The sequence below is a fragment of the Flavobacteriales bacterium genome, from assembly GCA_019694795.1.
Classification (GTDB): domain Bacteria; phylum Bacteroidota; class Bacteroidia; order Flavobacteriales_D; family UBA2798; genus UBA2798.
Map to the genome: position 1 here is coordinate 1 of JAIBBF010000050.1, position 19931 is coordinate 19931.

A 19931-nucleotide genomic window follows, 5' to 3' on the forward strand; every position below is an offset into this window, starting at 1 on the left:
ACGATACCGACGTATTTATGCCGGTGATTCGTCGCATTGAACAATTGAGCGGAAAAAAATACGATGGCGGTGCAAGTGAAGGACAGCAGGAGAAAACGGATATCGCAATGCGCGTTATTGCCGATCACATCCGTGCTATTTCTTTCAGTATTGCCGACGGTCAACTTCCATCTAACAACGGAGCAGGTTACGTCATCCGCAGAATTTTGCGTCGCGCTATTCGTTACGGGTATCAATCCCTCGAATTGCGTGAGCCGTTTTTTCACTCACTGGTTGCAGTACTTGCCAATCAAATGGGAGATTTCTTTCCTGAAATCCGTTCACAGCGTGAGTTGGTAGAGAAAGTTATTCGGGAAGAAGAAATTGCATTTTACCGCACACTGGAAAACGGAATTCGCAGAATTGAAAGTGTATGCGAGCAAGTAAAAAACAGTGCGCAAAAAATGATTGACGGAACAACGGTATTTGAATTGTACGATACATTCGGATTCCCTGTGGATCTTACCTCGCTGATTGCACGTGGACACGGATTAAGCATTGATGCAAAAGGATTTGAAGTTGAACTGAACAAACAAAAAGACCGTTCGCGTGCTGCTACAAATGTGGAGACCGACGATTGGATGAAGTTGCGTGAGGATGATACGGAAGAATTCATCGGTTACGATCAAACAGAAGCCGAAGTTGTTCTGGTGAAATACCGTAAAGTGAAAGCGAAGGGAAAAGAAATGTTTCAGTTGGTATTCGACAAAACACCTTTTTATCCTGAAGGCGGCGGACAAGTTGGCGATACCGGTTATATCGAATCGGCACAAGGAAAAGTTGCCATTACGGATACCCGTAAAGAAAATAATCTCATTGTACATTTTGCAGATCAGCTTCCGGCAGATACTTCTGTTAAGTTTAATGCCGTAGTTGAAAAAAGTAAACGTCGCGATTCGGCACGGAATCACTCTGCCACTCACCTCCTGCACGAAGCATTGCGTTCGGTATTGGGAACACATGTGGAGCAGAAAGGTTCATTGGTAAATCCGGATTATCTGCGTTTCGACTTTTCTCATTTTTCTAAAATGACCGAAGAGGAAATTCGTCGCGTAGAACAAATGGTAAACGAAAAAATCCGTGAAAATATTTCGTTGGATGAGCGAAGAGATACACCCATTGATGATGCAAAAAACATGGGCGCTATGGCATTGTTTGGCGAAAAATATGGCGATAAAGTCAGAGTCATTAAATTCGGTACTTCGGTTGAATTATGCGGCGGAACACATGTGCGCTCTACCGGCGAAATTGGATTTTTTAAAATTGTTTCGGAGTCGGCCGTTGCCGCAGGTATTCGTCGCGTAGAAGCCATCACCGGAGTGAAAGCCGATGAGTATTTCCGTTCGCAGGAAGTGTTGATTGAACAAGTTGCAGAATTATTAAAACGACCAAAGGATATTACCAAGGCAATTCAGGATTTGTTAAGTCAGAACGCTGAATTAAATAAACAGCTGGAAGTATTCGCCAGAGAAAAAGCGGTGCTTGTAAAAGATGAATTGCTGAAAGACATTAAAGAAATTAACGGTGTTCGTTTTATTGCTAAAAAAGTAGATCTCGACGCTGCTAACATCAAGGATATTTCATTTCAGCTGAAATCCCAGATTGAAAATCTCTTTTTGGTCCTCGGTTCGGAATCGGGAGGTAAAGCCAGTATTAGCGTAGCCATTTCTGATGCGCTCATTAACGACCGGAAATTAAATGCAGGCACCATTGTGCGGGAATTAGCCAAAGCGATTAACGGTGGAGGGGGTGGACAAGCCTTTTTTGCTACGGCAGGCGGAACCAATGCTCAAGGAATTGCTGAAGCGCTTAAAAAGGCGGAAAGTTACCTCTGATGCCATTGAAACAGGATTCTGAGAATAGCAGAATTTCTGTTCTACTTTTTTTATTTCAGATGCAATTTAGCGGAGTTAGCCCCGTTGTATAGCGTATTTCTTTTTTCTATGCGAATTCTTTTTTATTGCAGCTTCTTTCTGTGCTTTTTGGTCAGCTCCGTAAATGCACAGCAATCCTTTACCATATCAGGATATGTAGAAGATGCTTCTTCCGGGGAACGATTAATCGGTGCTTCGGTATTCGATTTAAAATCGAAAAAGGGAACCGCCACCAATGCCTATGGATTTTTCAGTTTAACCTTGCCTGCCGATACAGTAATGTTGCGGGTTTCATTTGTAGGTTATACCTCCAGCACCAGGGTGTTTGTTCTAAATCAGGACGAACGTTTTAATGCGCAATTATCGAGCACCGTTGAACTGGAAGAGATTGAAGTGGTGGCAGAACGTCCCGCAGAAAGCACGCAGATGAGTACCATGACGCTTCAGATGGAAATGGTGAAAGCATTACCGGTGTTGCTGGGTGAGCGCGATATCATTAAAACCATTCAATTATTACCGGGAATAAAAAGTGGAACTGAAGGATCCAGCGGATTGTATGTGCGTGGCGGAGGACCCGATCAAAATCTGATTTTGCTGGATGGTGTCCCCATTTACAATGCCTCTCATTTATTCGGTTTCTTTTCCGTTTTTAACTCAGATGCCATCAGTTCGGTGGATATTGTAAAAGGAGGATTTCCGGCGAGGTACGGCGGACGATTATCTTCTGTATTGGATATCCGCATGAAAGAAGGTAATATGAAAGAATTTCATGGCGAAGGATCCATCGGATTAATCGCATCACGATTAACGCTGGAGGGTCCAATTAAAAAAGATAAAACATCATTCATGATTTCGGGACGAAGAACCTATCTCGATTTATTGGCTCGTCCTATTATTAAAGCGAACAACGATGGACAAATTGCCGGTTATTATTTTTATGATCTCAACGGGAAAATAAATCATCGTTTTAGCGATAAAAGCCGATTGTATTTTTCAAGTTATTACGGCAACGATAAATTTTATTCGGTATTCGAAGACGATTATCTCAATAATAACGTACAATACAAATCGCGTTCGGAATCGAATTTAAACTGGGGAAATTTTATCTCTGCACTTCGCTGGAATTATGAATTCAACAATAAACTTTTTGCCAATACTACCGTTACCTATTCGCGGTATAAATTTAATGTAGGATTTACCGATGAACTGGAGAAAATTGATCAGGGAAATTCAAGTACCAGCAGTAATTCATTCGAATATTTAAGTGGCATTAATGACTGGGCGGGTAAAATCGATTTCTATTATGTGCCCAATATAAAACACTACGTACGTTTTGGAGCAGGAGAAATTTACCATACGTTTACTCCGGGCGTTAACCGTTTTACACAATCAGAAACTTCGGTCAATATCGATACCTCTTTCGGATCCATGAAAAAATTTGCACACGAATACAATGTGTATGCAGAAGATGATTGGGAAATTGCTCCGCGGTGGAAAGTAAATGCCGGATTGCATTTGTCCGGATTCCTGGTAGATAAAAAAGATTACTGGTCATTACAACCCCGTGTTTCCGGACGGTTTATGATCGATGAACTTTCTTCGGTAAAACTGTCCTATGCACGAATGGCGCAATACATTCACTTATTATCGAATGCGGGAATTGGATTGCCTACCGATTTGTGGGTACCGGTTACAGGAAAAATTCCTCCTCAGTTTTCCGATCAGATTGCAGCGGGTTATTCGCGCACTATTAAAAAAGATTATCAGTTCAGCACCGAAGTGTATTACAAATACATGAATAATCTGATTGAATATAAAGACGGATCCAGTTTTTTTGGTAGTGAAACCGATTGGCAGGAAAAAGTTGAATTAGGCAGGGGATGGTCGTACGGTGCAGAAGTATTACTTGAAAAGAAAGTTGGAAAAACAACGGGATGGATCGGTTATACGTTATCGTGGACCAACCGTCAGTTCGATAATCTTAATTTCGGTAAAACCTTTCCTTACCGCTATGATGGTCGCCACAACGTTGGTATTGCCATAACGCATCGCTTTTCCGAAAAAATTGATGTTGGTGTTGTATGGGTTTACGGAACCGGAAACGCCGTTACCCTGGGTTACGAACGTTACAATGTAATTGATCAGAGTCCTTACGGAAATTATTACAACGAAGTGGTGCATATCGGCAGCAGAAATAATTACCGCATGCCGGCGTATCATCGTTTGGATGTTGGTGTGAATTTTCACAAGAAAAGAGAAAAATGGGAACGCACCTGGAGTCTTGGTATATATAATGTGTACAGTAGACAAAATGCGTTTTATTTATTTTTTGGAAACAACGATGCAGGAAACCGTGTGCTGAAACAAGTCAGTTTATTTCCCATCATTCCTTCATTTTCTTACAGCTTTAAATTTTAAGTATGAAAAAGTTCAATATATATATCGGTTTTGCATTGTTGTTGCTTTCTTCCTGCATTAAAGAAATTGAATTCACTTCAGATGAAGTAACCCCTCGGATTGTGTTGAATGCATTGTTGCGTCCCGATTCAGTGATTTCCGTTAATGTCAGTCACAGTTTAAACGTTCTCGACCAGGCCGATATTCAGGCGCTCACTACTGCTTCCGTAAAACTGTATGATGGAAATGGAAACTACATCGAAGACTTAGTGCACCAGGGTGATGGGGATTACCGTTCTCCATCATTGCTGATTCCTTCTGCCGGAAATTCGTACCAGATTGAAGTGAGTCATGCCGATTACGCTTCTGTTGATGCCAGCACTTCCGTACCTGCTGCTATTGCGCCACAAATCATCGATACAGCCACCACTTTAATTGCGCAGGAAAATGTATTTCGTGTTCGACTCCGCTACCAGGATCCTGCCGGTGTAAAGAATCATTATTGTGTACGATTCTATCAGCATTACATGGAATACTTGTATGATAATTTTGGAAATATTGTGGATTCCATCGATCATTTTGATCCGATCTGGAGCAGTACCAATTCCATTTACTTCGATGATGCAGGAGATATTTTCGATACGAAAAATCAATTGTATTCCCGCGATCTGGTGTATGATGGTCAAACCGTTGATGTCGATTTTTATATTCCGTTGTGGATCGGAAATGTGCCTGAGATTTACATTGCATTTTCCAATTCGAGCGAAGAATATTTTTACTTCAGTAAATCGTATGATTTATACCAAAGCACCAATGGCGATCCATTTGCCCAGCCCGTACAAATCTATTCCAACGTAAATGGAGGAATAGGAATTTTTGCAGGTTATTTTCCTTCGGTGTTACGGGTGAAATAAACTGATCAGAAAAGTTTGGGTTGATCGCCTTCTTTGTAAATGGGACCTTCATATTTTTCATCCTGAGAAAGCGCGAGGTTGAAAAGATAGAGTCCGTTGAAAATGACAATCAAAATGTAGCTGCTCATATTCCGTTTTCCGAAACTCTGACACACTTCCACATACACTTTAATCATGAACCATGCCCATGGTAACATGAAAATGCCGCCAATTACCGCTCCAACAATGAGATTGGGTATAAACAGAATGCTTAACAACATCACCAGAGGTGGAACCATTACAAGCCAACCCTGATTAGAAGGCCGGCCGACAATGCGCAGAAATACGCTTACATTCCACACGGGAACCAGCGCTGCAAATCCGGGTAAATCGCATTTGGAATAGAGGGCCCATTGACCAACAATCCCCATAAAAACGATGATGCACAATAACACAATAACCCAGGTGGGGAGCCCGGCAATAAATGTGTTTATTTTTTCCATGCTTAAATACTGATACATAATCCGGTTTTTAGGTAATGTAATTTAACTCATGCAAGCATCAAAAGCAATTTTAAGGTGGTTTTTTCGACCAAAAACAGACGAATGACTTATTCCTCCACCGGAATGTTGTAATACTGGCAGAGCTCTTCTACCAGGTGTTGGGTAGAAACCAGAAGAGGATTATCCTTGAGTGATGCAATGAGCGATTTTAATTTTTCACGGTATTGCTCGCGTCCCGAAGTGATCCATTGAGAGGCGTAATAGAAGGCTTTAATGGTGACATCATTCTCCACAATCTTCGCTTTTTTGGCTGTCAGTTTTTCATAACGGCGGTAGCATTCATTTACACCGTTGTGATCGGCGATGGAAAAATATCCGATAATGAGATTGGCAAAAATAGCATCGTATAATTTTTGGAAAGGAATCTGCTGATAGTCGATCATTAATTTTTCCAGAATACTGATCGATTTTTTTATTTCATCTTTTCCGCACAACAATAACAACATGCAATAAATATTGTTGAGGTTGATGTAGCGAACATGAGCATCCTTTTCTTCTTTCATCTGGTCCACCATGCGCTTGCAGATATGCACGGTTTCATCGATACTCTCGCGGATGTGGACAGGAATCAGTTCGCGGTAATTTTCCTTATAGGAAATGCAATAACGGGTAATAAAATAACTGGCCTGTATACTGAGCGAAACAATTTGTGCGGTATTAATATGGTTCTGCCAGAAACGCAAATTGCTCCATTTTTTCGAAATGCGTGTTGCTTCGCGCATGACTTCATCTTCATTCATGTTTTTAATAATGAGCTTCAGATGCAGGTAGTCAATATTGAGCAGAATGTCGTCGGCAAAAGGAAAAATAATATAGGAGTGTTTGTCCAATTCCGTCATTAAACCATTCACTTCCTGCTTTACTTCTTCCGAATAAAATTTATTGTCGTCGAGAAAACTCAGGGTATAAACACTACCGTAGCGCGACATGATTTGCACGGGTAAGCATTCGCGTTGATGGTACTGCGAAAAAAACTCCAGATGCTTTACGGAGTTTTCGCTGGTTAAATTGTTTTTGTCCTTAAAATTTAAATTTTCGCGAATGTAAAGTTGAATTTCATTCAGCGTTCCCTCATTGTGCAGGGCCGTGTTGAGCAATTGCTGTAAGCGGATGGATTCTTTTCTTTTCTCCCGGATATGTGCCAGATTGATCAAAAATTTCAGCACCCAGGATTGCGTGGAATAATCTTCAATTTTTAAAGCGATATCCAATAAATTTTCCGCCTGCTGTTCCGCCTCTGCCTGTTTCCCGGCATTAAAGAGTCGTTCGATGGGACTAATATTATGGCAGAGATAAAAAGGATAGCGGTGCGCCAGAAAGGCACTGAGACGGAAGGTGTAATGAGCTAGCTGAAAAAATTTTTTACGTGTTTTTTCTTCTGTGTCTCCGTATATGGCATTGCATAATTCATCGCTTTCAACATTCAGCGGACCATCCTGCCGTAGTTTTTCCACCAGGCGCAAAGGCAGCGTATTGCCGCTTTGATCCAAATGGTCGCAAAATTCCTGAAGGTGTTCAGGCTGCAACAGACTAACCAGTTTTTGTATTGTAAGCATAAATCAGGTGCAACAAAATAAGAAAAATGCCCCAAAAGCGAAATGAAATCGATAAGTGGATGATGAATAAAATGCTTTTAATATTTTTACGGTGAATTTTGGCTTATGAAAGGAATTGTTCAAGTTTTATTGGTGTTCTCGTTGGCATTCAATGCCTGCACCGGCGATCATTCATCTTCTTCTGAAGAAGAACCAACAAAACATGCCATCATTGGAAAATGGCAATTGGCTCAGGTTGGTGATTCCATCGTAATTGAAAATCCGCACGTTATTGGTATGGAGTTTACCGAAGACGGTAAAATTATTCAACGGGATGGACCGCAAGTGTATGAAGCGAAATACATGCTGAGCGATGATACTACGACCATTTCTGTAATGGAAGGCGGTAAAGTAGTGGAAGAGTTTAAAGTCCGCTCTCTCACCCAGCAGGAATTGGTGCTGGAAGAAGGTTACGACGGAATTAAATTCGTTAAAATCAAATAATCAATTAAAGCGCGGAATGGCGTAGGTTTTTACGTCGGCCTCGGTAATTGATTTACCACCCAAAATCAACAAGCGCTCCACCACGTTGCGTAATTCACGGATGTTACCGGTCCAGTTCAATTCCTGCAAGGCTTTTAAAGCACCTTTGTCGAATGTCCTTGCCGGCATTCCCTGCTCTTCGCAAATGAGTTTCGAAAAATGTTCTACCAATAAAGGAATATCATCTTTACGTTCATTCAGTGGCGGAACGTGAATTAAAATAACGCTTAGGCGATGGTATAAATCTTCGCGGAAATTATTGTTTTCAATTTCCTTGCGTAAATCTTTATTGGTAGCGGCGAGAATGCGGACATTCACTTTAATATCTTTTTCTCCACCTACACGGGTGATTTTATTTTCCTGCAATGCGCGCAATACTTTCGCTTGTGCAGTTAAACTCATATCGCCGATTTCATCCAGGAATAATGTTCCACCTTCGGCACTTTCAAATTTTCCGATGCGTTGTTTTACTGCAGAGGTAAATGCGCCTTTTTCGTGACCAAACAATTCGCTTTCGATCAGTTCACCTGGAATTGCGGCGCAGTTGACTTCAATAAAGGGACCTTTGTTTCTGTTTGATTTTTCGTGGAGCTGACGGGCAACCAGTTCTTTTCCGCTACCATTGCCACCGGTAATTAAAACCCGGGCGTCGGTAGGAGCAACACGCTCTATCATTTCTTTGATTTGCGCAATCGCTTTCGATTCGCCAATGATATCCGAAGATTTTCCTTTCGAAATTTTTTGCTTCAGCACTTTGGTCTCCTGCACCAGTTCTACACGGTCCATGGCATTGCGGATGGTGACCAAAATCCGATTCAGATCAAGTGGTTTTTGAATAAAATCAAAAGCACCTTTTTTAATCGCCTCTACTGCCGTTTCAATGTTTCCGTGTCCCGATATCATGACCACCGGCGAATCCACTCCTTCTTTCTGAAGCGTATCGAGCACTTCCATGCCATCCATTTTCGGCATTTTAATATCGCACAACACTACATCGTAATCACCACTACGCGCCTGCTCCAAACCGGAGGGACCATCCTCTGCTTCGTCCACCTCGAATTTTTCATATTCAAGAATCTCGCGCAAAGCTCTGCGAATCGGACGTTCATCATCGATGATCAGGATTTTGGCCATGGTGCTGTTTTTTTCAAATATAGGAAAATGAAAAAACTAGGGACTTATTTATCGGATAATTGCTCTGCCATAACCCCTTCTTTAAGCGCATAAACCGAAAAATAGACCTGCGAAAAGGAATGATTACAGATTACAAAGCGAATGAGAACACTGGCAACCACAATCAGATCACGCCGGATTTCGTGCAGACCTTTCATTCCACATCGTTCCTCGTGATGGCTGATAAGAATGTGCTCGATTAGTTTTTCCATTTCAGCCATGTGGATGTGATGAAGCGGTATTTTTAAATCGACCGGTCCTTCATCACAACGGTGGGCAATCATGGTTTTATAGCTTTCAAAACTACCTGCAGAACCAATGAGGGTGTTTATGTCGTAGCTTTTCAAGGCGTCGAACAAATCTTCTAATTCTTGCTTTAAATGAAGTTCTGTAGCAAGAATCTCCTGTTCTTTAATGGGGTCGCTATGTGGAATTTCTTCATAGAGCCGGGTAACGCCCAACTGGTAGCTTTTTTTCCAGTGAATTTTTTCATGATCAGCAATAATAAATTCCGTACTTCCGCCTCCAATATCCATGATGCAGTACATTCCGGAAACATTTCCCGCTTCACGTACACCTTTCCAGATTAATTCCGCTTCGCGATTGCCATCGATAATTTCAATTTGAATTCCGGTGTGTTGGTGGACTTCCAACGCGAATTCTTTTCCGTTAACGGCATCGCGCAACATGGAAGTTCCAAATGCATAAATGGAATTGCAGTTGAACTGAACACAGGTTTGATGATGTTGAATTAATGCATCGATTCCCCGTTGAAATGCATCATCGGTTATTTTTTTAGCGCCAATACCACCTTTCCCCAAACGGGCGGGAATACGATCGCTGTGTAAAACGGAATTATTGTTTTTGCTGCCTTCTGCAATGAGAAGATTAATGGTGTTGGTACCTATGTCAATTACAGCAATCCGCGCCATTGGTGAAATGGAAAATCAACCTTTGTAAAAAATCCACTTCCACAATTCTTTATAACTAACTTTTTTACCGTAAAGCAGAATACCTGTACGATAAATTTTTCCTGCTAACCAGGTGCAAAATATAAATCCGGCAATGAGCAAGCCCATGCTTAAAAACAATTGCCATTCGGTACCGGGTTCAAATCCCATGGCAACACGTACCATCATCACCACCGGTGAAGTAAAGGGGATAATGGACGACCAAAACACGGCATTGCTTTCGGGATTTTCAATGGCCATTTGCGATACAATGAATCCAAATACCAATGGAATGGTAATCGGCATCATAAATTGTTGCGTATCCGATTCGCTGTCCACCGCGGCTCCAATGGCTGCAAATAATGCGCTGTACATTAAATATCCGCCGAGGAAGAAAAACAAAAACATGCCTAAGAGCAATGGCCAATTGATGCGGTGAAACACCAATTCATAAATTTCATTCTGCTCGAAATTAATTGCATTGTTTGCTACCAATTGTTCCGGATTCACCGTGCTGGCCACTTGTGTGATGTTGGCCTGATTAGCGGGATCGTAAAAATCGGGGAAGAAAATCATTTGCGAAACAAAAAGAATGACACCGGTAAGAACCACCCACAAAAAGAATTGTGTTAATCCCACCAATGCAATTCCGATAATTTTTCCCATCATCAGCTGAAAGGGCTTTACCGAGGAGATAACAATTTCAACAATGCGATTGGTTTTTTCTTCAATTACGCCGCGCATCACCTGCACGCCATAGAGGAAAATAAACATGTAGATGAGCAATGCAAAAATGTATCCTACCACCGCAGCATAGTGTTTTTGTTTTCCGGCTTCGCCACTTTCGGCATTGCGGGTGTCCAGTTCAATATGGCGTTTTATATTCGGGTATTCGTCCTGAATAAATTTCTGGACTTCGGGACCCGTATTCGCTTTCATTAAACGATAGGATTCCATCACCGCATCCAGTTCGGAGTTGATATAACTCTGAACGGAAAGCGAAGGAATTTTTTTATACAACAACAAGGCTTTATCGCCATTGATGGTTTTCTCATTTACATACAAAACCAAATCGTAGGTTTCGTTTTCTAAAAATTCCTGAGCCGAATAATGTTTATCGTACGATGTGAATTTAATAGTGGGCTTATCGCGAAAAGTGTTTTTGGTTAAGCCAATTTCATCCACCACCAAAACCCGGTGCATGGTGCTTTCTCCAATGGTGAGCCAAATGGTGAGGGTAATGAATGCGCCAATGAGAAGCGGACCTAAAATCGTCATGATAATAAACGATTTTTTTCTCACGCGTGTGAGGTATTCACGACCAATGATTAATCCTACCTTACCCATGTTGCAAATTTTGTTGGTTCACCGCTTCAATAAAAATATCGTGCATTCCGGGTATTATTTCTTTTACGCTGCTTATTTCTACATTCGGAATTAATGCGGACAATAAATTGTTAATGGTGTTGTTGTGCAGCAATTTTATTTTCGCTTTAAAATGCTGATTGTCGATTTGCTCTCTGTCGATTAATTCAAATCCTGCCCAAAGTGCATTGGCAAAGGCAATCATATTTCCCGAAAATTCAATTTCGATGGTGTGTGTTCTGAATTTTTTGCGAATGTCCTGAACCTTTCCATCGAGAATAACGCGCGAGTTGTTGATCAATGCAATTTCATCACACATTTCTTCTACCGATCCCATATTGTGGGTGGAGAAAATAATGGTGGTTCCTTCATTGCGTAAACGGAGAATTTCGTTTTTGATTAATTCGGCATTAATCGGGTCAAAACCACTGAATGGTTCATCCAGAATAAGTAACCGCGGTTTGTGCATCACGGTAGTGATAAACTGCACTTTTTGCGCCATCCCTTTTGAGAGGTCTTCAATTTTTTTATTCCACCAGGGTGCAATTTCAAATTTCTCAAACCATTCGTTCAGTGTACGGATTGCATCGCGCTTGCTCATTCCTTTTAAGCGAGCCAAATAAACGGCCTGTTCTCCCACCTTCATCTTCTTGTATAAACCGCGCTCTTCGGGTAAATATCCGATCTGACCCAAATGCTCGGGGGAGAGGGGCTGTCCGTTAAAATACACCTTGCCTTCGTCGGGACCCGTAATCTGATTAATAATACGAATCAGGGATGTTTTACCGGCTCCGTTGGGACCCAATAATCCGTAAATACTTTTTTCGGGCACATCAATGCTTACGCCACTTAAGGCAGTATGTCCCGCATATTTCTTTACGATGTTTTCGGCTTTGAGTAAACTCATGCAATTGCGGTATTAGTCACCGTGTCCGGTGAACATTTCTTTCCAACGCTTAAATATACTCTTTTCTTTTTTGGAAGGATTCGGAGCAAAATTTTCACTCTCTCTTAATTTTTCCAACGTCGCTTTTTCCTCTTTACTTAATTTTTGAGGCGTCCAGATATTGATGGTTACCAACAAGTCGCCCTTCTGATAGCTATCCAGTACCGGTAAACCTTTTGCTTTTAAGCGCAGAATTTTTCCGCTTTGGGTTCCGGGTTCAATGTGAATTTTTGCTTTACCGTCGAGTGTCGGAATTTCTTTATCGCAACCCAATGCAGCATCTGCAAAATTGAGATGTAAATCGAAATGTAAATTGTGTTCGTCGCGTTGCAGGAATTCGTGCGGTATTTCCTCGAACACCACAATTAAATCGCCCGGAATTCCATTGCGCACTGCATTTCCTTTTCCGGTTACCGCCATCTGCATGCCTTCTTCAACACCGGCCGGAATGTTAATGGAAATGACTTCCTCTTCACGCGTGGTTCCTTCTCCATGGCAAGAACCGCATTTATCCGTAATCACACTTCCTTGTCCGTGGCAACTTGGACAAACCTGTGTGGTTTGCATTTGACCGAGGAAGGTTGATGTAACACGGGTAACATGTCCCGTACCTCCGCAAGTGGAACAATTTCTAACGGCGTTTGAATTTTTAGCACCGGTTCCGTTGCAGGTACGGCAATTGACTTGCTTATTGACTTTAATTTTTTTCTCAACGCCTTTGCCGATTTCTTCCAGCGTAAGTTTCACTTTGATGCGGAGATTACTTCCCTTTTGCACTCTGCGTCCTCTTCCGCCTCCGCCACCAAATGCACCACCAAACGCGCCACCGAAAATATCACTGAACTGAGAAAAAATATCTTCCATGTTCATGCCGCCTGAACCAAAACCGGCTCCCGCTGCACCCATACCGGCGTGACCGAACTGATCGTAGCGTTGTTTTTTTTGAGGATCGCTAAGCACATCGTAGGCTTCTGCTGCTTCCTTAAATTTATCTTCCGCTTCTTTATCACCCGGATTTTTATCGGGGTGATATTTCAAGGCCATTTTGCGGTATGCTTTTTTTATTTCATCCGCATCAGCACCCCGGCCAACACCTAATATTTCGTAATAATCGCGTTTCGACATGTTTGTTTTGATTATTGTCCAACTACCACCTTAGCATAGCGAATAACGGCGTCGTTTAGGGTATAACCGTTTTCTACTACATCGATAACTTTTCCTTTTTGACTTTCATCCTGCACAGGGACATTTGCAATGGCTTCGGATATATCAGCATTAAATTCCTGCCCCATCATTTCCATTGGTTTTAATCCTTTACCCTGAAGAATAGCAGTGAATTTATGATGGATCAGGCGGAAACCTTCTTTTACCACTTCAATATCATCTGCCTTTTCATTTGCTTTTATGGCACGTTCCAGGTCGTCAATTACCGGCAAAATGCTTTTGATCACATCCGAACCGGCGCTCTTTAATAATTCAGCGCGCTCACGTGCAGTACGTTTTCTGTAATTATCGAACTCGGCGTAGAGCAATAAATATTTTTTATTCCATTCCTCAATTTCAGCGGCAGGATCTTTTTCTGCACTTTCATTTTTCTGCTCCTGTTCATTCAGCTCCTGCTGCGGAGTCTCCTGATTTTCCTGTTCTTGTTCGTTTTTAATTTCTTCCGTACTCATAATCCAAAAAATTTGCTCAATACAAACTCAAAAAAAAGGCCAAAGTGAGAATGGCGACAATGTGTCAGTATTGGGGTGCAAATGTAGCCTATTCAGCGAATTTCAGAGGAGAAAATGTCGTGTTTCAGAAGGAAGCCACGTAATTATCGATGGCTTTGTGTAGATCGAGTCCGCGCAAGTTCGTGGCTACAATGGTGCCATTGGGATCCAGTAAAAAATTAGCGGGAATGGAATTGACCAAATAGGTGGCTGCCGCAGGCGATTTCCAACCCTGAAGGTCAGATACATGTTGCTTCCAAACCAGTCCGTCTGCTTTTATGGCATTGAGCCAGGCCTCTTTTTTGGTGTCGAGCGAAACACTGTAAATACGAAAACCTTTCGCGTTTTTGAATTTGGCCTTGTTGTATTTGTTCCAGGCTTCTACCAGGTTAGGGTTTTCCTTACGGCAGGGACCACACCAGGAGGCCCAGAAATCGACCAGCACATAATAACCTTTCAGGGAAGAAAGTTTCAATTTTTTGCCTTTCACATCGTTGATCACCAATTCCGGTGCAAGATTGCCCACCGTGGGTGAAGTGCCCTGCAAATTTTCGCTGCGGGGAGCGCTTCCCTCCAGATGAAAAACACCTAAAGTGAAAAACATGAGCGCTAAAGCTCCAAGGGTTAAATTGATCTTGCTCATAAGAGTGGGACCAAAATACAAAAAAATAAGCAGAACATTAATCGTCGCTACCGTCTACAAAGGAGATGTAATTGTAAATAGCTACGCCCGCCAGAACCACCAACAGCACAATTTTTACAAGGAATACGGCTGACATATCTTTGATTTTTAGTAAAGATACGGTCCTGCCGGAGCAGTTAAAGCCGAAAAGTGATAGTCGAAAGAATTAACAGGACAAAATGGTTTTAGGCCCTGTTAAAGGAGTTTAAAGCATGTTAAGCGATCGCATCAGATCATCGCGGTAATTCTTTCCGATAGGAATACTTTTCTGATTGATGTGGATGAAATTATCTTCGATACTTTCAATTTTATCCAAACGCACAATGTAGGAGCGATGCACACGCATAAATTCAGGCGGCGTTAAACGCGATTCAATGTCCTTCATGGTAGAAAGCACAATGTGTTTTCCGTTAGTGGTAAATACATTTACATAATTTCCCAATGCCTCAATGTAAAGGATGTTTTGGGTATGTAATTGCACCAGTCGCGAATCACTTTTAATAAAAATAGATTTAGCCGTATCGCCGGTAAAGGAGGGGCGCGACAGGTTTTTGTGGGCTTTCTCCACTGCTTTCATAAAGCGTGCATGAGAAATGGGTTTTACCACAAAATCAGTTACGCTGTATTCATAACTTTCAACGGCGTATTCACTGTGTGAAGTAATGAGAATAACCTGGGGTAGTACCTCCAGACTTTTGATTAAATCGAGACCCGACATTTTAGGCATGTCCACATCCAGAAAAATCAAATCGACTTCTTCCGATTTCAGAACATTAAAAGCTTCAATGGCAGAGGAACAAATTTTAACTAATTCGAGCTGGTCATTCTCCTTCACCAGATCTTCCATTATGTTTCTCGAAAGTTCGTCGTCGTCGACGATGATGCAACGCATTACCATAGTGTAAATGGATTTAAATTTCGTTTTGAATCACCTTTAATTCATCGATTGCCCTATAACAGGTTTCCTCAATTTCATTAAAGAAATTTTTCAAAGCCTCATCGCCAAGAGTCTCCAAATTAACATATTCTGCCGAACTGAACAAACGGGTAAGACTTTTTATTCCCATGTAGGCTACAATCCCCTTGATTTTATGGAGGGATTCCCGGATCGATTTAAAATCTTTGGCCTCGCCGTGTTTTTTTAAAATCTCCAGTTCATCGGGAAGGTTCGATAAAAAGATGTTGATGTATTTTAAAATCCGGTCTTTGTTGTCCTTGGTTAATTCCTGCAAATGTTCAAGGTCCACCGTTTTAAACCGGGTAAATTTATCCGACAGCTTTACTTTTTTATCGATGATCTTTTTGAGTTTGTTCCCCAGAAAGTTCATGTCGATGGGTTTCGATATATAATCGTTCATTCCTGCTTTAAAACAGCTTTCGGCTACATTCTCCAGTGCGTGTGCTGTCATGGCAATGATGGGTACATCACAGTGCGGGTATTTTAAATTTTTGCGAATGTATTCGGTGGCTTCGTATCCGTTCTTTTTTGGCATTTGAAGGTCCATCAGAATCACATCGTATTTTTTTTCTTTGGCTTTTAGAACAGCATCTTCCCCGTCAACGGCAAGATCGATTTGCATATAGGGATTTGCATCTTTCAGTAAATCGAAAAGAATTTCGCGGTTAATCAGGTTGTCGTCAACAGCAAGGATTTGTATTCCGGATAATGGCTGGTATAAACTTTCATCACTCTCGCGGTGACTCTGCACAATGCCCTGCGATTTTTCGAAGGGGAGGTCCACCGTAAATGTCGTTCCCTCGAGGTATTTACTGTCCACCGATATCTCTCCGTGCTGCAATTCCACCAGTTTCCTGGTGATGGCCAATCCTAATCCGGTGCCGCCTGAATGCTTAATGGTGTGACGCGTTTCTTGTTCGTACTGGTTAAAAATGGTGCTGAGTGAACTTTTTCGGATTCCTTTTCCGGTGTCTTCTACTTCAAAACGAATTACAACAGATTGATCTTTTTCGCTGAGTAATTTGGCCCGGATTACCACTTTCCCCAGATCGGTAAATTTCACCGCATTGGTGGCGAGGTTTAATAAAATTTGGGTGAGATGCTTCGAATCTCCTTTTACAATGGGCGGAATTTTTTCATCGAGTTCTACAATGAACTGCAATCCTTTTTGCTCGGCACGGAATTCTAAAATGTGGCGAATTCCATTGATCACTTCGGTGAAAATAAAATCCACCGGACGAACCTCCACCATGTTGCTGTCGAGCTTTGCTAAATCCAAGATGTCGTTAACGATTAATAAAGCGCTGTCGACAGCCGACTGTATGGTGTTGAGGTATTTTTTCTGACGCTCATCCATGGCGGTTTTCGACAACAATTGTGTACCTCCGGAAATGGCGTTGAGTGGTGTTCTTAATTCGTGACTGGTATAAGCGAGGTAGCGTTCATGCTCGAGCATTTGCTCCCTCAATTGCTCATGTTCATTGTTAAGCTGAGATAGTTCCCGCTGCAGTTCTGATTTTTTTCTTGAAAATATAATCACCGTGATCACCAGTGTAATCAGTAGTATAACTGATATGGATATCCAAATGATCATTTCAAGGTTGAAATTTGGAATCAGGAAATCAGAGTCGCTTAATCTCTGCGCCTAATTTATTCAGACGAACGTCGATGTTCTGATAACCGCGGTCGATCTGTTCAATATTGTGGATTACACTTTTTCCTTCGGCACTAAGTGCAGCAATCAACAATGAAACACCGGCACGGATATCCGGCGAAGTCATGGTTACACCACGCAACGGAAACTGACGATTCAATCCAATTACGGTAGCGCGATGCGGATCGCACAAAATGATTTGCGCACCCATATCGATCAGTTTATCTACGAAGAATAATCTGCTCTCGAACATTTTTTGGTGAATGAGAACCGAACCTTTTGCCTGGGTGGCTACCACTAAAACAATTGATAATAAATCCGGCGTAAATCCTGGCCAAGGTGCATCGGCTATGGTTAAAATGGAACCATCGATGAACGATTCCACTTCATAACTTTCCTGTGAGGGAATAAATAAATCATCACCACGCAATTCCATTTTTATTCCCAATCGCGAAAACACTTCAGGAATCATTCCCAATTCCGGATAGGCAACATTTTTAATGGTGATTTCAGATTGCGTCATGGCTGCAAGTCCAATAAACGATCCGATTTCAATCATATCCGGTAATAGTTTATGTTCACAACCGTGAAGGTATTCTACTCCTTCGATGGTAATGAGATTGGAACCTACACCCGTAATTTTTGCGCCCATGCGGTTCAGCATTTTACACAATTGCTGAATGTAAGGTTCGCAGGCTGCATTGTAAATGGTGGTTTTGCCTTTTGCAAGAACAGCCGCCATTATGATGTTAGCCGTTCCCGTAACTGAAGCTTCATCCAGCAACATGTATGTTCCTTTCAGATTACTAGCTTCTACACGGTAAAAATTTTCTTTGGAATCGTAATTAAATACAGCACCCAGTTTTTGAAATCCCAGAAAGTGAGTGTCTAAACGTCGGCGACCAATTTTATCTCCACCCGGTTTCGGAATATATCCTTTCCCGAAGCGGGCTAAGAGTGGACCAACAATCATAATGGATCCTCTCAATCCACCCCCACGATTTTTAAAATCATCGGAGTTGAGGTATTCCATGTTTACTTCTTTCGCTTCAAAAGAAAAAGTTCCTTCTTCCAGCTTTTCCACTTTAACACCCATTGCCTGCAAGAGGGAAATGAGTTTGTTTACATCGATAATATCCGGAACATTTCGAATGATTACTTTCTCGGGTGTAAGTAAAACAGCACTGATAATTTGCAATGCTTCATTTTTAGCTCCCTGAGGAACCAGCTCCCCTTTGAGTCGTTTACCTCCGGTAATTTCAAATGTTCCCATAGATCAATATCTTTTCTTGTTCTTGTGTTTGAAGTTTTTGTTCCAGTGTTTTTTCTTCTGGAAATTACCCTGACGTTGTTCCTGACCACCACCCATGGCTTTATTGGTCAATTCAATATCCTTCAGTTCGATTTTTCCGGAAGAGAGGGATTTTAATTGCTCAAAAATAACTTCATCGGTTACCGTATCTCTGTTCCAGGTGAGGTACGAACGCTTCATTAAATTGGCAATGGTTAAAATCAATGCTTTCTTTTCTTCGCCTTCTTCAAATTCAACCGCTTTCTGAATCATCATTTCTATGGTTTTTCCATAGTGACCAAAACGAATATTCTTTTTAGGATATTCAACCCGGTTTGGTTTTTCATGAAATTCTTCGGGACTTGGTTTCGGATATGGAGAATCCACATCCAGTTTAAAGTCGGAAATCACAAATAAGTGCGTCCATAATTTGTGCCTGTAATCTTCCACATCACGCAGGTGAGGGGCTAACTGACCCATTACCGAAATAATGGCATTAGCAACTTTGTTTCGCTCTTCACGATCGGCAATGCTCATACAGTATTCAACCATATGCTGCACATTTCTGCCGTACTCTGGAATAATTAATTTGGGCCGCTGGGTATTGTAGCTTAAGTCCGTGTTTTCAGTCATTTTACAACGGTAATAGATGCTTTAAAGATAGGAAAAATAATACAGCCAACAATTCATGTGGAAATTGGCTAAAAATGAAAAATCCTCCCGATAAAGGAGGATTTTTCGCTATGAAGGGTATGTTTTATTTAATGTTTACGGCATCATTCCAGCTAATGGTGTTACCGGTACCATTTGTAGAAGTATTGCTTTCAATTTTGCTGTGTTCAATTTCTTCGGTAGGCGAAGCGCTGTGTCCACCACCGTTAATTGCAATATGCGGAGCAATAATCAATGAAACGATCGACATTAATTTGATCAGGATATTCATCGAAGGACCGGAAGTATCTTTAAACGGATCTCCAACAGTGTCTCCGGTAACGGATGCTTTGTGTGGTTCAGATTTTTTGTAGAAAGTCTCGCCATTGATCACAACTCCTTTTTCGAAGGATTTCTTAGCATTATCCCAAGCACCACCAGCATTGTTTTGGAACATTCCCATTAATACGCCTGATACAGTTACACCGGCTAATAATCCACCAAGAACTTCGGGACCAAAAACGAATCCAACTAAAACCGGTACAGTCAATGCAATGGCTCCGGGAAGAATCATCTCGCGGATAGATGCTTTGGTAGAAATCTCAACACATTTTTCATATTGAGGTTTTGCTTTGTATTCCATGATACCAGGAATTTCGCGGAACTGGCGACGAACCTCGTTCACCATGTCCATCGCTGCTC

Annotated in this window: 18 protein-coding genes; 4 read left to right on the top strand and 14 right to left on the bottom strand. The window is 41.6% G+C overall.

Translation table 11 applies throughout. The features are described 5' to 3' along the window. From alaS to K1X56_12220, 3 genes are all read left to right on the top strand, one after another. On the top strand, positions 1-1874 hold a 1874-nt coding region (alaS, locus tag K1X56_12210), incomplete at its 5' end, for an alanine--tRNA ligase (protein ID MBX7095475.1). 108 nt (positions 1875-1982) lie between these two features. Next, complete coding sequence (locus tag K1X56_12215; protein MBX7095476.1) at positions 1983-4331, top strand: TonB-dependent receptor; 2349 nt, start codon at positions 1983-1985, stop codon at positions 4329-4331. Positions 4332-4333: 2 nt separating this feature from the next. Beyond that, the gene (locus K1X56_12220) at positions 4334-5224 is read left to right on the top strand and encodes a DUF4249 domain-containing protein (GenBank protein ID MBX7095477.1); all 891 of its coding nucleotides are present in this window, start codon (positions 4334-4336) and stop codon (positions 5222-5224) included. Between the two features lie 5 nt (positions 5225-5229). On the opposite strand, the gene K1X56_12225 is transcribed toward K1X56_12220, so the two are convergent. Together K1X56_12225 and K1X56_12230 are read right to left on the bottom strand one after the other, a co-directional pair. Then, positions 5230-5724, bottom strand: coding sequence for a hypothetical protein (locus K1X56_12225; protein MBX7095478.1), 495 nt, complete (start codon positions 5722-5724; stop codon positions 5230-5232). A gap of 89 nt (positions 5725-5813) precedes the next feature. Then, on the bottom strand, positions 5814-7322 hold the full coding sequence (locus K1X56_12230) for a hypothetical protein (protein ID MBX7095479.1): 1509 nt from the start codon (positions 7320-7322) through the stop codon (positions 5814-5816). A gap of 105 nt (positions 7323-7427) precedes the next feature. Between K1X56_12230 and K1X56_12235 the strand changes: the two genes are divergently transcribed. Further along, positions 7428-7805 (top strand): hypothetical protein, encoded by a 378-nt coding sequence (locus K1X56_12235; protein MBX7095480.1) that lies wholly within the window; start codon positions 7428-7430, stop codon positions 7803-7805. Here K1X56_12235 and K1X56_12240 read toward each other — a convergent pair whose 3' ends face one another. The 12 genes from K1X56_12240 to K1X56_12295 form a co-directional block, all read right to left on the bottom strand. Beyond that, positions 7806-8978 carry a sigma-54 dependent transcriptional regulator gene (locus K1X56_12240; GenBank protein ID MBX7095481.1) on the bottom strand — a complete coding sequence of 391 codons (1173 nt, stop codon included), beginning with the start codon at positions 8976-8978 and terminating at the stop codon, positions 7806-7808. 44 nt (positions 8979-9022) lie between these two features. Continuing rightward, positions 9023-9949 (bottom strand): hypothetical protein, encoded by a 927-nt coding sequence (locus K1X56_12245; protein ID MBX7095482.1) that lies wholly within the window; start codon positions 9947-9949, stop codon positions 9023-9025. Between the two features lie 15 nt (positions 9950-9964). Next, positions 9965-11314, bottom strand: a complete 1350-nt coding sequence (locus K1X56_12250) for an ABC transporter permease (GenBank protein ID MBX7095483.1) — start codon at positions 11312-11314, stop codon at positions 9965-9967. Beyond that, the gene (locus K1X56_12255; GenBank protein ID MBX7095484.1) at positions 11307-12239 is read right to left on the bottom strand and encodes an ATP-binding cassette domain-containing protein; all 933 of its coding nucleotides are present in this window, start codon (positions 12237-12239) and stop codon (positions 11307-11309) included. The genes K1X56_12250 and K1X56_12255 overlap by 8 nt, the downstream gene beginning before the upstream one ends. 12 nt (positions 12240-12251) lie before the next feature. Continuing rightward, complete coding sequence (dnaJ, locus tag K1X56_12260) at positions 12252-13403, bottom strand: molecular chaperone DnaJ (protein MBX7095485.1); 1152 nt, start codon at positions 13401-13403, stop codon at positions 12252-12254. A gap of 11 nt (positions 13404-13414) precedes the next feature. Further along, positions 13415-13954, bottom strand: coding sequence for a nucleotide exchange factor GrpE (locus tag K1X56_12265; protein ID MBX7095486.1), 540 nt, complete (start codon positions 13952-13954; stop codon positions 13415-13417). A gap of 124 nt (positions 13955-14078) precedes the next feature. After that, complete coding sequence (locus K1X56_12270) at positions 14079-14636, bottom strand: TlpA family protein disulfide reductase (protein MBX7095487.1); 558 nt, start codon at positions 14634-14636, stop codon at positions 14079-14081. 244 nt (positions 14637-14880) lie between these two features. Continuing rightward, positions 14881-15567 carry a LytTR family DNA-binding domain-containing protein gene (locus tag K1X56_12275; protein MBX7095488.1) on the bottom strand — a complete coding sequence of 229 codons (687 nt, stop codon included), beginning with the start codon at positions 15565-15567 and terminating at the stop codon, positions 14881-14883. Positions 15568-15586: 19 nt separating this feature from the next. Further along, on the bottom strand, positions 15587-17227 hold the full coding sequence (locus K1X56_12280; protein ID MBX7095489.1) for a response regulator: 1641 nt from the start codon (positions 17225-17227) through the stop codon (positions 15587-15589). A 28-nt stretch (positions 17228-17255) separates the two neighbouring features. Then, the gene (gene murA / locus K1X56_12285) at positions 17256-18560 is read right to left on the bottom strand and encodes a UDP-N-acetylglucosamine 1-carboxyvinyltransferase (protein MBX7095490.1); all 1305 of its coding nucleotides are present in this window, start codon (positions 18558-18560) and stop codon (positions 17256-17258) included. A 3-nt stretch (positions 18561-18563) separates the two neighbouring features. After that, the gene (locus tag K1X56_12290) at positions 18564-19211 is read right to left on the bottom strand and encodes a DUF4290 domain-containing protein (GenBank protein MBX7095491.1); all 648 of its coding nucleotides are present in this window, start codon (positions 19209-19211) and stop codon (positions 18564-18566) included. A gap of 124 nt (positions 19212-19335) precedes the next feature. Then, positions 19336-19931 (bottom strand): sodium/proton-translocating pyrophosphatase (locus K1X56_12295; GenBank protein ID MBX7095492.1); only part of this gene is annotated, 596 nt, incomplete at its 5' end.